The 14,417-nt window shown below is 41.2% G+C and carries 12 protein-coding genes; 8 read left to right on the top strand and 4 right to left on the bottom strand.

Annotation, left to right across the window (positions count from 1 at the left end; genetic code table 11):
- Positions 1 to 33: 33 nt before the first annotated feature.
- The 3 genes from E0D95_RS00825 to E0D95_RS00815 form a co-directional block, all read right to left on the bottom strand.
- The gene (locus E0D95_RS00825) at positions 34 to 1,920 is read right to left on the bottom strand and encodes a feruloyl-CoA synthase (protein WP_171478523.1); all 1,887 of its coding nucleotides are present in this window, start codon (positions 1,918 to 1,920) and stop codon (positions 34 to 36) included.
- Between the two features lie 142 nt (positions 1,921 to 2,062).
- On the bottom strand, positions 2,063 to 3,514 hold the full coding sequence (locus E0D95_RS00820; protein WP_130802099.1) for an aldehyde dehydrogenase: 1,452 nt from the start codon (positions 3,512 to 3,514) through the stop codon (positions 2,063 to 2,065).
- 36 nt (positions 3,515 to 3,550) lie between these two features.
- Positions 3,551 to 4,390 carry a p-hydroxycinnamoyl CoA hydratase/lyase gene (locus tag E0D95_RS00815; protein ID WP_171478550.1) on the bottom strand — a complete coding sequence of 280 codons (840 nt, stop codon included), beginning with the start codon at positions 4,388 to 4,390 and terminating at the stop codon, positions 3,551 to 3,553.
- A gap of 249 nt (positions 4,391 to 4,639) precedes the next feature.
- Between E0D95_RS00815 and mhpT the strand changes: the two genes are divergently transcribed.
- Positions 4,640 to 5,866, top strand: a complete 1,227-nt coding sequence (mhpT, locus tag E0D95_RS00810; RefSeq protein ID WP_130802097.1) for a 3-(3-hydroxy-phenyl)propionate transporter MhpT — start codon at positions 4,640 to 4,642, stop codon at positions 5,864 to 5,866.
- 62 nt (positions 5,867 to 5,928) lie between these two features.
- The gene (locus E0D95_RS00805) at positions 5,929 to 6,402 is read left to right on the top strand and encodes a MarR family winged helix-turn-helix transcriptional regulator (RefSeq protein WP_130802096.1); all 474 of its coding nucleotides are present in this window, start codon (positions 5,929 to 5,931) and stop codon (positions 6,400 to 6,402) included.
- A gap of 10 nt (positions 6,403 to 6,412) precedes the next feature.
- Here the strand turns inward: E0D95_RS00805 and E0D95_RS00800 are convergent, their stop codons facing one another.
- Positions 6,413 to 7,030, bottom strand: coding sequence for a TetR/AcrR family transcriptional regulator (locus E0D95_RS00800; RefSeq protein ID WP_130802095.1), 618 nt, complete (start codon positions 7,028 to 7,030; stop codon positions 6,413 to 6,415).
- 416 nt (positions 7,031 to 7,446) lie between these two features.
- Here E0D95_RS00800 and E0D95_RS00795 point away from each other — a divergent pair, with 416 nt between their 5' ends.
- The 6 genes from E0D95_RS00795 (at position 7,447) to epmA (ending at position 14,282) form a co-directional block, all read left to right on the top strand.
- Positions 7,447 to 8,409, top strand: coding sequence for a metal-dependent hydrolase (locus E0D95_RS00795; RefSeq protein ID WP_130802094.1), 963 nt, complete (start codon positions 7,447 to 7,449; stop codon positions 8,407 to 8,409).
- Positions 8,410 to 8,470: 61 nt separating this feature from the next.
- A complete protein-coding gene (locus E0D95_RS00790) occupies positions 8,471 to 9,298 on the top strand; it encodes an SDR family NAD(P)-dependent oxidoreductase (protein WP_130802093.1) in 828 nt (275 codons plus the stop codon).
- Between the two features lie 46 nt (positions 9,299 to 9,344).
- On the top strand, positions 9,345 to 10,880 hold the full coding sequence (locus E0D95_RS00785; protein WP_130802092.1) for a flavin-containing monooxygenase: 1,536 nt from the start codon (positions 9,345 to 9,347) through the stop codon (positions 10,878 to 10,880).
- Between the two features lie 192 nt (positions 10,881 to 11,072).
- The gene (locus E0D95_RS00780) at positions 11,073 to 11,957 is read left to right on the top strand and encodes a class I SAM-dependent methyltransferase (protein ID WP_130802091.1); all 885 of its coding nucleotides are present in this window, start codon (positions 11,073 to 11,075) and stop codon (positions 11,955 to 11,957) included.
- A gap of 265 nt (positions 11,958 to 12,222) precedes the next feature.
- Complete coding sequence (locus tag E0D95_RS00775) at positions 12,223 to 13,290, top strand: 4-phosphoerythronate dehydrogenase (protein WP_130802090.1); 1,068 nt, start codon at positions 12,223 to 12,225, stop codon at positions 13,288 to 13,290.
- Positions 13,287 to 14,282 carry an EF-P lysine aminoacylase EpmA gene (epmA, locus tag E0D95_RS00770; RefSeq protein ID WP_130802089.1) on the top strand — a complete coding sequence of 332 codons (996 nt, stop codon included), beginning with the start codon at positions 13,287 to 13,289 and terminating at the stop codon, positions 14,280 to 14,282. The genes E0D95_RS00775 and epmA overlap by 4 nt, the downstream gene beginning before the upstream one ends.
- Positions 14,283 to 14,417 lie beyond the last annotated feature (135 nt).

Here is a 14,417-nt window from a genome sequence, read left to right as displayed (position 1 = left end):
AATAAATTTGAACTTCCTTTTTATTTCAATGTGTTATTGGTTGATGACAGGGATCCGAACAATCAGTGGATTATCAGTTTGCTTTTGATAAAGTTCATCAATCATGCCTGCTCGACGTTTGATAATATTGCCTTGATTGAGATTGCCTTTATCCGTGGTTTCTCCCGCATCAAGCTGTGGTGGTTCAGTCATTAAATACAGCATCGATACGCGATTTGAACTACCAGTCGCGTCTTTATTAAAATTCAGTAAAAATTGACGGAACCACTGCTGGACTTTAGGGTGTTTTAGTATCTCGTCACTGCTATGATCTTTGAGATTCAGACCAGCATATTGTGCACAAGCATCCAGTTTAGGAAAAATCAAAAAGCCGATGGCATTGAGATTTGAACCCGTAATACACACATCCTGAATGAGTAAATTACCTTGAATGAGCACCTTATTACGTAAGGTGCCGACATTGACGAAAGTCCCTGTATTGAGCTTAAAGTCTTCGGCAATACGTCCATCATACATCAGTCCTTGCGCTGGATCATTTGGGTCGACCAAACGCACAGCATCACCTGTATGGAAAAAACCTTCCTCATCAAAAATAGTGCTTTGTTGATCTGCTTTTAAACGCCAATAGCCTTGCATAACGTGTTTACCACGTACACAAAACTCCATTTTATCGCCGTGTGGTACCAGTTTGATGTCACAGCCGGGTGCTGGGTAGCCAATAAAACCCGCCATGACTTTGGGGCCTGTGGTAAAGGCGCAGGATGGCGCAGTTTCGGTCATACCCAAACCACTCATAATGCGAATTTTTTCACCGCAATGTGCTTGAGCAATTTTATCCAGACGATTCCAGCCTGCTTCTGACAGCGCAGCGCCTGCGAAAAATAAAATTTTGACATCTTTAAAAAATCGATCACGCAATGCTTGATCTTTTTCCAGTGCATCGGTCAACTCTTCCCAACCTTTAGGGACGTTAAAATACACAGTGGGCGAGATTTCTTTTAAATTGTGAATGGTTTCATCAAATTTACCTGCAACAGGTTTGCCGTCATCTATATAAATGCTGCCACCATTATAAAGCGCAATACCGACATTGTGACTTCCACCAAAGGTATGATGCCAAGATAACCAATCTAATAGCACAGGCGGAGTTTGCTCAAATTCAGGAAAAGTCTGTAATAACATTTGCTGATTTACGCAGAGCATTAAATGTGTGGTAGGTACAGCTTTAGGTAGTTTGGTCGAACCAGAGGTAAACAAAAATTTGGCAATCTGATGTTCATCCAGTGTTTGATAATACTCTTGTACATCTGTCACAGGAGTATCTAATAAAGACTGAAAAGAAGTACAGGACTGATGCCCTACAATGCCTGTGTTGGTGACAATTTCAATATCCGATCCAGCACAAGCTTGAATAGCTTGGCTAAACGCTTGTCCATCACTGGCATACACCATGCCCGGAGTGAGAACCTCAAAGATATGTTTAAGCTTGGCAAAGTCCTGAGAAATTAAAGAATAAGCAGGAGAGATTGCAGAAAATGGTACACCCGCCAACATCGCCCCCATGGAGAGGGTTAAATGTTCCAGATCATTACCAGACAGAATGATGAGAGGACGTTCCTGACTTAAATCACGTTGATGCAAGGCCTGTGCAATATGCCAAGCGCGCTGTAGCGTATCTGCATAGCTTAATTTTACCCATTGACCTTGCACATTGCGTTTTGCTGCAAAAACATGATCAGGTTTAGTTTTGGCAAAATGGATTAAACGATCAGTGAGCTTTTGCGGATAAAGCTTTAATTGCTCTTTCGGCTGAATATATAGCACCTGATCCTGATATTTGTATTCAATATCATGTGAACCAAGTTGAACAAACCGTTCGCGGTCTTGTGATTGAGTGGCATTCATTTGCATTTCTTTCACTCCATGGCAAGCGCATCACTGCGCTTATTTTGCATCATGCAATTTTTATTAAATATGTATAGTTGTCATTTAACCGCCAAGTTAAATTGACCTTTTAAATCGGGCAATATCTAAATTGGGCTGCATCTAAATTGGCCAGCATTTAAATTGGATAGTGCCGTGATTGAGTTTGAATGGTGATCCATCTCAATTCAGTAAATTCAGCAATGGAAGCTTTACTGCCAAAACGCCCATAGCCACTGGATTTAGTTCCACCAAATGGCATTTGTGCTTCATCATGTACGGTTGCACCATTGATATGACAAATACCTGAATCAATTTGTTTTGCCACGTCCATGGCTTGTGCAATATTTTGACTAAATACCGCCGATGACAAGCCAAACTCACTATCATTGGCAAGGGCAATCCCTTGTTCAAGCGTAGTAAAGCGTTGAACTGTACAGACTGGGCCAAAAGATTCTTCACGATAGAGCAACATTTCTGGCTGAATATTCAGCACCAATGTCGGTTGCATCGTCGTACCTTCAACCTGAATACCTAAAGGTAAGTCAGCACCTTTGGCTTTGGCATCTTCAAGTAAATGTTGAATACGCTCGGCTGCTCGGCGGCTCTCTAAGACACCTAACATGTTGTTTTGATCGGTTGGATCACCAGCTTTGAGTGACTTGGTTTTTGCAATCAGCTTTTCAATAAATTGGTCGGCAATGTCCTCTTGAACCAAAACGCGTTCTGTCGACATACAGATTTGACCTTGATTGAAAAAAGCACCAAAGGCAACCGCATTGACTGCTTCATTTACATCGGCTTCGTTTAACACCACCACAGGTGCTTTGCCACCCAATTCAAGCAAAACGGGTTTTAAATATTTAGCTGCTGTTTCAGCAATAATTTTTCCAACTTTGGTTGAACCTGTAAAATTAATTCGTTTTACCGCAGGGTGTTCGATTAAACGTTGTACGATTTGTGGGGCATCTTCTGGCGCATGGGTAATCACATTAACCACGCCATCACCAAGTCCTGCCTCATGTAAAATCTGCCCGATTAAACGGTGTGTTGCAGGGCAGGCCTCAGAGGCTTTTAAGACCACGGTATTCCCGCAAGCGAGTGGCATGGCCAAAGCGCGAGTCGGTAAAATTACAGGGGCATTCCACGGTGCAATACCCACCACCACACCACAAGGAACCCGAATCCCCATCGCCAGATTACCCGGCACATCAGAGGGAATCAGGCTACCATCAATCTGCGTGGTCATGGCTGCTGCTTCACGTAGCATATTGGCGGCAAGGTGCACATTAAACCCATACCATGTAGCTGTTGAACCCGTTTCCTGCATCCCGATCTGAATAAACTGATCGGTATGTTGATCCATTAAATCTGCCGCTTTTAATAGGCGTAAGCGTCGTTCAGTTGGAGACAGTTTTGACCAGATCTGAAAAGCCTGCTGCGCCGATTCAATGGCACGATCTACATCTGCAAGTGTTGCGGCAGCCGCAATACTTGCCACCTGACCATCAATCGGACTGATTCGTTCAAAACTTGCCTGATTAGATGCATCAAGCGATTGACCGTGGATGAGTAACTGTACATTTTGCATGGGTTGTGTCCTTACATAGCCAATAAAAATCAAAAGTTAACCAGTACGCTTATAGCTCTGTAAACCCGGTTTAATTGATTTTTCGTCCAAGAATTGTTTCAGTCCTTCTTCTCGACCACCTTCGGTATCACGGTGATTACATTGGTCGAGTTTGGCATATAAATAGTCTTCATTTTGATCCCAAGTTAGTTCGCGGCAGCGTTTAAAGCCGTTTTTCGCAGTACGTAATACCACTGGGTTCTTCTCAAGTAAGCACTGTGCTAGCTCTGTAACTTCAGCTTTGAGCTGTGCCAGTGGAACACTTTTGTTAATCAGACCCATTTGTTCAGCTTCTTTACCACTAAAGGTTTTACCTGTCATGATGTAATACAATGATGTACGATGACCTACCGTATCTGCCATTGCTTTACTCACCAAGTTGCCCGGTGGAATGCCCCAGTTGATTTCAGACAAACCAAAGGTCGCTTCATCCGCAGCAATTGCCAGATCACATGCCACCAGTGGAGAGAAACCACCACCAAAACACCAGCCATTCACCATGGCAATGGTCGGTTTTGAATACATTCTGAGTAATTGCCACTGCCAGCGACAAGAATCACGGCGAATACGCTCCTGAAAAATTTCAGGTTGACTGTCAACTTCACGGAAATATTCTTTCAAGTCCATGCCCGCAGTCCATGAATCGCCTGCACCTGTAAGCACCAAAACTTTGGCATTTGGATCAAGTTCGAGTGTTTCAAGAACATCAATCATTTCGCGGTTCAGGGTTGGACTCATGGCATTTTTCTTTTCAGGTCGGTTTAAAGTGACCCATGCAATGCCATTATCTAATTGTACATCAACGGTTTCCCAACGTTTTTCATATGTCATGTGTATTCTCCTTGAATGACAATTGTGCTGTGCTGGATTTAATTTAATATCAGTTAAACTTACATTCAAGTCTTTTTTGAAAATATTTAAAATTTTTTATAAGTTAATGAAAATTATTATTAAATTAATTTTATAGAGAAATTTTTTAAAAATACTCTTGATTTTTTTATAAGCTTAACTGATATTTTAATCGTGTTGTTTAAACACATTACAATAAAAAAGGTTATGGAAATCTGGTCAAATAAGGAAAGGACTATGGATAAGGTATTACATCCGTCAGGTAGGGCAAAGCTGACATTACTACTCTGTTTCATCATCGCCATTTTTGAAGGTTTCGATCTTCAATCCATGGGTGTCGCAGCACCACGTATGCGTGCAGAGTTTATGCTGGATAATGCGCAAATGGCATGGGCATTTAGTGCCGCAATTATTGGAACTTTACCAGGAGCTATCATCGGTGGGCGACTAGCCGATATTGTGGGTCGTAAAAAAATTCTGATTTTAAGTATTTTAATTTTTGGTGTGATGTCGCTGCTGACTGCCTATGCCGAAAATTATAGCTTGTTACTACTCATTCGCTTTTTTACAGGACTAGGAATGGGCGGTGCTTTACCGATGATGATCACACTGGCTTCAGAAGCAGTTGCAGAAAATCGTAAAGCGACCGCAGTCAGTATCATGTATAGCGGCATTCCCTTTGGTGGATTGCTGACTTCCGTGGTCGCAATGTCATTGGCAGGCGATAGCGAATGGCGACATATTTTCTATGTTGGTGGGATTGCACCTATTTTACTGATTCCATTGCTTATGAAATACTTACCTGAGTCTAAGAGCTATTTGCAGCAAAAAATACAAACCCCAATTCCTTTTTTTGAAGTGCTATTTGCTAAAGATAGACGCATGTCCACCATTCAAATCTGGATTAGTTTCTTTTGTACTTTAGTGGTTTTGTACTTCCTATTGAACTGGTTACCACTATTGATGGGCGCACAAGGTCTTTCCAAACTAGAAGCAAACTATGTGCAAATGGGCTACAACATTGGCGGGATTTTTGGTTCGATTCTGATGGGCATGTTATTAGATAAAATGCGTATGGGAACTGTGATCAAATTTATTTATGCGGGTATCTTGGTCGCCCTGTGTTGTCTGTCTATTTCTCCGACTGTGGCTTTATTGGCACTATCAGCGGTGGGTTGTGGTTTGTTCATTGTGGGTGGTCAGTCTGCACTGTATGGTTTGGCAGCCATGTATTATCCAACCGAAATGCGCGGAACGGGAGTCGGTGCTGCGGTGGCGATTGGGCGAATTGGTTCATTTGCTGGACCATTATTTGCAGGGTTTCTATTATCGTTAGGACAAAGCTCTACCATTGTGATTGGATCAAGTATCCCAATCATTTTGATTGCTGCAATTTCTGCACTGCTGCTTGTCAGAAAGCCTAAACAGACAGTAAAGTTAGCACATAGCCAAAGTACAACTTAAGTGAAATAAGAAAGTATGAAGTCAAACTTCATACTTTCTTTAAATTTTGATGATCAAATACGATGCCAAACTCAAGTTCAATTGAAAAAAAACGAGAAGATGAACCCAGACTGAGCTATATGATCGCCCGCGTGGATCGAATCATTAGTAAACATCTCACTGAACATCTTAAAGATTTAAATATTAGTTTGCCCCAATTTACCGCATTATCGGTTTTGGCAGCCAAAGCTAATTTGTCCAATGCCAAACTGGCAGAGCGTTCTTTTATCAAACCGCAATCGGCCAATAAAATCTTACAGGATTTGCTGGCCAATGACTGGATTGAAAAAACCCCAGATCCTACGCATGGTCGTCGTATTTTATTGACGGTCACTGCTCAAGGTTTGGCAAAGCTGGCAGAATGTAATCAAGTCATCGCTCAACTGGAGCGACAAATGCTCAAAGGGATTGATATTAATCTTGCGTATTTAATCCGGAATAATCTTGAAATAATGGTGAAAAATCTGAGTGCAACAGATGGGGATCAATTAGAGTGATGGAGCGATCTTAGCTTGTACTTTTCGCCAGCTCGACATTGATATAGCTCATAATCATGGTTTTTAAGCCCTGTACCAATTCATCAAAAGTGATATAGGGATTGGGTAAAATCAAATGTCGGGCGATATTAAAAATTCCACTATTGATACTGACATAAGCAGTCACCGCCAGATTGTTCACTTTTAGATATTTGGGGTTATTCATCATGTATTGCATGACAATGTTCATCAGTTCGCGTTCAATCTGATTGATATATTTGTCGTACTTCAGTTCGCTGGCATAACGCAAACAGATTAAATAACGTTCATTATTCTGTGTTAACAAATCACGAAAAGTATAAAAAATCAGTTCAATGACAGATTCTAGTTCCATATTCATAATAATAGGGGTGAGGTTCTGAATCATATCCAGAATCTCCTGCACAAAAGAATGTGCCATTGCATCATAAATTTCTTCTTTATTTTTAAAATATTCATAGAGTGAACCGACACTGACGCCTGCTATATCTGCAATATGTCGAGTGGTGGTACCACTGGTGCCATGCAAAGCCACTGAAATAAAACCTGCTTCAATAATGGTGTCCACCGTGACTTTAGCGCGAGTCTGGCGCGGTTTACGTGTACTCAATGTGGCATCCTTGAAATCCGAATATTTATTCAAGTTATCATGTCAGGCCAGAATGACCAAATTAAAAAACACAAATCCGAACAGTGAAAAATGAGCTATTTCGTGTAATTTACCCACATGAAATAAATGCAGAAAGTCACTTGCATAAATCATCATTTTGGAGCTTATTTTTTGCCAACATGTTGTTTTATTTTTAATAAAAATAATGATTTATGAAAATTAAATTTTAAGCCAATTAACTTCAAGCTTGATTTTTTAATCATGGTTTTGATGCTTTAGACCCGAATTGAATCCGAACATAAGATCAGATTAGGATGAAATAGTCTTGAAAGTGCGAACAATCTTTCAGTTTGCATGATTGAACGTTGTAAATATTGAATGATGTAACAAATTGAATGCTTTAAGCAGGTGTCGCCATGATTACGACCGCAGTAAAAAAATCAGTCCAAGCGTTCAAATCTACGCCTAAATTTGAACCCACTGATTATACCTTAAAACCGTCTATTCCAATTCGTCATATCGCGATTGGGTTTAAAGGTCAGGAAATTGATATTTCATTTTATATGAATAATCAGTTCGCTACGATTTTTTTTGCCACACTGTCTGTGTTCCTCACTTACGGTGAAGATCTGGTGATTGAAACCGCTCGTTTCCACCGTGATCAGGTCAAAGATCCAGTATTAAAGCAGCGTGTTACTTCACTGATTGGGCAGGAAGCCATCCATTCTAAATTACACAATGAATTTAATGATGCGATTGCGCATGAAGCCATCAATTATCCTGTGGGGTTATATCGTTTTTTAGGTGAGAAATTCTTTGAACACATTTTCTTAAAATTTCCGCAACCCTTAAAGCTTTCGATGATGGCAGGAATTGAACATTTTACCGCGGTACTTGCTGAATACATGATGAAGCATGAAAAGAATTTTTATTATTCGGATGATGCCAAAACCCGCGCGATGTGGATGTGGCATATGTTAGAAGAATCCGAACATAAAGACATTGCTTATGACGTTTATCAATTATTGAATGGCAATTATCCACTACGTGCAGCAGGATTTTTTATCGCTTTGGGAACCATACTCGGTCTGATTCCATTTTCAACCTTGTTTGTACCAGTACTGCGTAAGCCAAAAGACATGTTAACTCGCAAGTTCTGGAAAGATGCAGGTCGTGGTGTCAGCCTGATTTTTAGCCCGAAAGATGGTGTATTTGGCAGTACATTGGGACAAATCTTTGACTACTTGCGTCCAGATTTTCATCCCAATGATCATGATACCTCGGCTTTTCTTGAATATTACAAAGACAAGTTACTGTCTGAGGGTGGAGCTATCGCGCCTTATCTGGTGAAAACATTTACGCCGCCAGTACGTCACTAAGCCGTTTGTCAGTTCAAACCATCATGTTCAGTCGATGGGCTGAAAGCAATAAGGATATGCCATGAAATTATTCGGCGCTCAACAAAAAAAGCCAAGTCAACACGCCTATGCTGTGGTAACAGGCGCGGGCAGTGGCATTGGTCGTAGTTTTGCACTAGAACTGGCGCGCCGCGGCGGTGCAGTGGTGTGTTCAGATATTAATCTGGATGCCGCTAAAGAAACGGTCAAATTGATTGAACAACTCGGCGCAACCGCATTTTCTGTGCAGTGTGACGTGGCCAAAGCTGAACAAGTCGCACAGTTGGCTGAACAGGCCGAAAAGTTGCTAAAAAATCCAGTCACATTGGTGATTAATAATGCCGGGATTGGTTTGGGCGGAAAATTTGATGAAATGTCGATGGAAGATTGGCAATGGTGCATGGACATTAATTTATGGGGCGTGATTCATGGCTGCCGTAGCTTTGTTCCAAGGTTTAAACAGCTTGGACATGGCGCGATTATCAATGTGGCCTCAGCAGCATCCTATACTGCTGCACCTGAAATGACCGTCTACAACGTCAGCAAAGCAGGGGTACGCGCATTGTCTGAAACGCTCTCTGCCGAACTGAAAAAGTTTGATATTAAGGTCAATGTGTTATGTCCGACATTAGTCCCGACCAATATCATTAAAAATGGCAAAGTGCCGCATAAAGGCATTTTGGATTATGCACTGACTCATCTGGCATTTACCACCAGTGACAAAGTCGCAAAACTGACGCTGGATCGTTTGGATAAAAACAAGCTTTATACCATTCCGCAGATGGATGCCAAACTTTTCTGGTTGATGAAGCGCGCAGCTCCAAACCTTTATGCAAAATTTTTAGGTACGTCCTACAGATTAATGAAATAACGAAAGAAAGATGAAAATCTATTTTTCAAATACAAGGATATTCTAAATGACAGCGCAAGCAAAAAAATTAAACTCGGCTGAAAGCAAAGCATTGCCGCAACATATCTATGATACCTTTATTGTCGGTGCGGGTATTTCGGGCATTGCAGCCGCGATTCGACTTGATCAAGTCGGTTATCACGATTATAAAATTATTGAAAAAGCATCGCGTGTAGGCGGCACTTGGCGCGAAAATACCTATCCAGGCTGCGGCTGTGATGTGCCTTCAGCATTATATTCTTATTCATTTGCACCCAGTAGCAAATGGAGCCATCTGTTTGCACGTCAACCTGAAATTTTAAGTTATTTAGAAGAAGTCAGTCACAAATTTAATGTTCATGAAAAAGTTGAATTTGACACTGAACTTGAAAAAGCCGCTTGGGACAATGAGCGTAATATTTGGGTGCTGGATACCAATAAAGGTCAGTATCTTTCTCGGACTGTGGTGTTTGCCACAGGGCCGATTACCGAAGCGCAAATTCCAAAATTAGAGGATATCGAAACCTTTACAGGCGAAATGTTTCATTCAGCAAAATGGAAGCATGACTACGATCTTACAGGCAAGCGTATTGCGGTGATTGGGACAGGCGCTTCAGCGATTCAATTTGTGCCACAAATTCAACCTTTGGCAAAAGAACTTTTTGTTTTTCAGCGTACCGCGCCTTGGGTGGTGCCAAAACCAGATATGGAGCTCGGTGATTTTGGTAAATCTGTGATTGAAAAATTCCCTGTGATTCAGTCTACTTGGCGTAAAACCGTAGCACAATCACTCAATGCCATTAACTTTGGATTGCGTAATCCTTCCGTGTTAAAGCCTGTGGGTGAAATCTTTAAACAAGTGCTGAAAAATCAGGTGAAAGATCCTGAATTGCTCAAAAATGTGACACCAGATTTTACTATTGGTTGTAAACGCTTATTATTTGCCAACAATTATTATCCTGCCTTACAAGCGGCAAATACGCATTTGATTCCACATGGTTTAGTCAAAGTCGAAGGCAATACCGTGATTGCTGCCAATGGTGAGCGTCATGAGGTCGATGTGATTATCTGGGGAACAGGCTTTGAAGTGTCTCATCCTCCAATCGGCCGCCGTGTCTATAATGATAAAGGCGAATGCTTAAATGATCTTTGGAAAAGTAGCTCTCCAGAAGCCTATTTGGGAACCAATATTGAAAATGTACCCAATGCTTTTTTAGTTCTTGGGCCAAATGTATTGGTGTATGACTCATTTATTGGTTTAGCTGAAGCGCAATTGGATTATATTGTGGATGGTTTGCAAAAAATTAAAAAATATCAGATTGCCAAATTGAGCATTAAACCGCAGGTCATCCATGCGCATAATGAATTGGTACAGAAGCATTTAAAAACCACTGTATTTAATGCGGGTGGCTGTAAGAGTTATTATCTGGATGCTAATGGACGTAACTTTGCAGCGTGGCCGTGGTCATTAAAAAAATTAAAACAGCGTTTGCAAACCTTGAACCTGCGAGATTATGACATCAGCTATCAAAGCAACTTCAGCAAAAGCAAAATAGACGCTTAATCTTATTCAATTTTTTAAATGTAGCAGTCTATGGTTTGCAACCGGCTGCTTTTATTTTAGATGTATTGGATTTCTTCTGAAACTTTTTGCCCTTTTTATGTTTATCTCTAAAAGGAAATCATAACAGGGACTGATGAAAGTAATCTATTTTCATATCAGTTGTATTTGGCGTGTATTTTTAAGGAAGATGCAATGAAAAAAGGACAGTCAAGTCGTACTGCCGAAGCAGCGGCAGCCTTGCGCGCGCAGCATTACTTATTTGCCCAAGATCCAATTTTTGCCGATGCGTATGCTTTTGAGATGACCAGTAAAGCGTGGAAAACACTGCTCAAGCTGCCTTTGCTCAATCAACTTTTGAATTCACTGCCTTTGAATCGAAGCTTGGGTTTACTGACTGCTCAGGTGGTGGGACGTTCTCGTTATGCCGAAGATCATTTAAAACAGGCGATTCAAAAAGGGATAGATCAATACGTTTTGGTCGGTGCAGGATTAGATTCATTTGCCTTGCGTTTGGCACAACAGTATCCAGCGTTAAAAATTTTTGAAATTGATCATCCCGATACACAACGCTTAAAAATCCAGAAACTTAAACAGCTCGACAATATTCCTGCCAATGTCGAATTTGTCGCCATCGATTTTGAAAAGGAAGCTTTGGGAGAGGTTTTAGCTCGAAGTGGTTATGCGCAAGATCGTCCTGCTTTTTATTCATGGTTAGGCACCACCCATTATTTGCAGCCCGAAACTACGTTAGGTACTTTAAAAAGTATTGCTGATTTTACTGCGGCGCAAAGCGAAGTGGTTTTGGATTATTCGATCGATTTTAATGGTCTACACGGCATCGAAAAAATAGGCGCGCAACTCGTTGCTCAATTTACTCAAATTTTACGTGAACCTTTAATGGGACAATTTAATTCCGCTCATTTACATCAACAAGTCAGACACATGGGATTTGAAGTGCTTGAAGATGCTTCGGGGGATGATTTGTCACAACGCTATTTTCATGCGCGTGCTGACCAGATTCAGCATACTCGCGCGACTCATATGTTGCATCTCGTCCTTAAACCAGAGAACAAATAGATAGAGTCAATTTATTTCATTAGCCTTTTGTTTATTTTTTTAGTGAGAATAATAAAGAAGATCTAAACAGTGATGCAAGCAAGCGATGTTAAAACAAAGCCGCATTGCAAGAAAGCGATGAATTGAATCGCTTCATTCCAGCACCGCATTTAAACATCGTATTTTAAATGCAGCATGCTCATAAAAATCAATTTATAAATCTGTAGCGTAGTCACATGCCAAGTGACAGGTTATGATAAACGCCAGCACGTGACTGGGACAGCGCATGAAGATTATTGCAGATGAAAATCTGGCATTTACCGACTACTTTTTTTCCGAATTTGGCACTGTTGAACAGCGTGGTGGCAGGCATTTACAGCATCAAGATGTCAAGGATGCTGATGCTTTAATCATTCGATCTGTGACTAAGGTTGATCATGCTTTAATCGATCATAGTGCATTAAAATTTGTGGGCAGTGCAACCATTGGTACAGACCATATGGATCTTACTGCGCTGCAACAACAAGGCATTGCTTGGAGTAATGCACCTGGATGTAACGCGCAAGCGGTGGCTGAATATGTCATTACAGCGTTATTACATTTAAGACCTGAATTATTACAACAAGACCAAAAATTTATATTGGGTATTATTGGTCTGGGAAATGTGGGTCGCCGTTTGGCTCAAATGGCAAAGTTACTCGGTTGGCAGGTGATGGGTCATGACCCATATGTGCAGCTTGAATCCATCGACAATGTTTCATTGGATGAATTACTGCAACGTAGCCACGCGATTTCAATCCATGTTCCACTCAGCAAAACAGGTGATCATCCCACTTATCATCTTCTTAACGAGGAAACATTCGCGCGTATTCCAGCGCAAACGATTTTGATCAATAGCGCTCGCGGACCTGTGATTGAAGAAGCTGCTTTGATTGCGGATATCCAAAAGAACCAGCGTCAGGTGGTATTGGATGTGTTTGAACATGAACCGGTGATTTCCGAGCAATTGCTCGATTTAGTCAGTTTGGTGACACCACATATTGCAGGTTATAGTCTGGAAGGTAAAGCGCGTGGTACACAAATGGTCTATCAGGCATTTTGTCAGCATTTCGGTTTCCAAGCCCACAAAACATTTGAATCTGAGCTTCCTGTTTGCACATCCTACTTTCAAGATTTGCCTTTGCAGCAGGCACTACAGCAACATTTGTCTGATATTTATGATATTCAACGTGATGATGATGCCTTACGTGCCTGTTTAAAAGAGGGCAAAGTTGATCAACAAGCTTTTGATCGATTAAGAAAAGAATATCCACTACGCCGTGAATGGGCTGCGCATGGAGGACCAGCAGCATGAGTGAGCAGCCAGATCTCAATTTAAAAAACTACCAACCGACCTGTTCGCTTCAAGCACTGCAAGCACGTGCCAGACTTTATCAGACCATTCGCAGATTTTTTTCTGAACGTGACGTATTAGAAGTTGAAACCCCAATTATTTCTCAGGCAGGGGTAACAGATGTACATTTAGCATCCGTTCGAGCCTTGCGGCATATTGAAGGCAAACAGCGGATTCAATATCTACAAACCTCACCTGAGTTTGCCATGAAGCGTTTGCTGGCCAGTGGCAGTGGCCCGATTTATCAAATCTGTAAAGTCTTTCGGGATGATGAACATGGACGCAAGCACAACAGCGAATTTACCATGTTGGAATGGTATCGTCCAGATTTTGATCTAAAAGACTTAATGCATGAAACCGCTGATCTGTTGCAAGCGTGTCTCAAGCATCGTTTTGATGAGATTCGCCCCATGATTCTGAGTTATAAACATGCTTTTCAGGATCGTCTTGAAATTAATCCATTACAAGCCACTCTACAACAACTTAAAGATACTGCTCGACGTGTGGGACTGACACTGGATTTGGGGGAGGATCGTCTGGCTTATATCGATTTACTCTTTTCACATTTTGTTGAGCCGAGTTTGGGCTTTGATACGCCAGTATTTCTCACCGACTTTCCACCTGAAATGGCATCATTGGCCAAAGTTCGTATCGATGAAGATGGTGAGCAAGTCGCAGCACGTTTTGAGGTCTATATTGAAGGCTTGGAACTTGCGAATGCTTATGATGAATTACTGGATGCACAAATTTTAAGACAGCGTTTTGAGGCAGATAATTTGGAGCGTAAACAACAAGGATTGATAGAAATGCCCCTCGATGAGCATTTACTTGCTGCTTTGCCCAACATGCCTGCCTGTTCTGGCATTGCTCTGGGCGTGGACCGTCTACTCATGATTGCAACTGAAAGCATGCGGATTGAGCAGGTGATTAGTTTTCCTGCATCAATTGCGTAATTTGCAAAGGTGATTTTGATCTGAATGCAATGAAGATGAAAATCACACATGCATATTGATCAGTTTGAGTGTATTTAAAATATACAAATACTTGCTCATTATAGCTATATAGCTTGTTTTGAGTTGTAACTGATC

Origin of the sequence: Acinetobacter ihumii, from assembly GCF_900625095.1 — a bacterium.
Lineage (GTDB): Bacteria > Pseudomonadota > Gammaproteobacteria > Pseudomonadales > Moraxellaceae > Acinetobacter > Acinetobacter ihumii.
Note: the sequence above shows the minus strand (reverse complement) of the source record. Positions and strands in the feature narration are given on the sequence as shown.

Coding starts and splice junctions, on each gene's coding strand:
- E0D95_RS00785 (WP_130802092.1), top strand. CDS start 9,345: ATGACAGCGCAAGCAAAAAAATTAAACTCGGCTGAAAGCAAAGCATTG.
- E0D95_RS00790 (WP_130802093.1), top strand. CDS start 8,471: ATGAAATTATTCGGCGCTCAACAAAAAAAGCCAAGTCAACACGCCTAT.
- E0D95_RS00780 (WP_130802091.1), top strand. CDS start 11,073: ATGAAAAAAGGACAGTCAAGTCGTACTGCCGAAGCAGCGGCAGCCTTG.
- E0D95_RS00795 (WP_130802094.1), top strand. CDS start 7,447: ATGATTACGACCGCAGTAAAAAAATCAGTCCAAGCGTTCAAATCTACG.
- E0D95_RS00775 (WP_130802090.1), top strand. CDS start 12,223: ATGAAGATTATTGCAGATGAAAATCTGGCATTTACCGACTACTTTTTT.
- mhpT (WP_130802097.1), top strand. CDS start 4,640: ATGGATAAGGTATTACATCCGTCAGGTAGGGCAAAGCTGACATTACTA.
- epmA (WP_130802089.1), top strand. CDS start 13,287: ATGAGTGAGCAGCCAGATCTCAATTTAAAAAACTACCAACCGACCTGT.
- E0D95_RS00805 (WP_130802096.1), top strand. CDS start 5,929: ATGCCAAACTCAAGTTCAATTGAAAAAAAACGAGAAGATGAACCCAGA.
- E0D95_RS00820 (WP_130802099.1), bottom strand. CDS start 3,514: ATGCAAAATGTACAGTTACTCATCCACGGTCAATCGCTTGATGCATCT.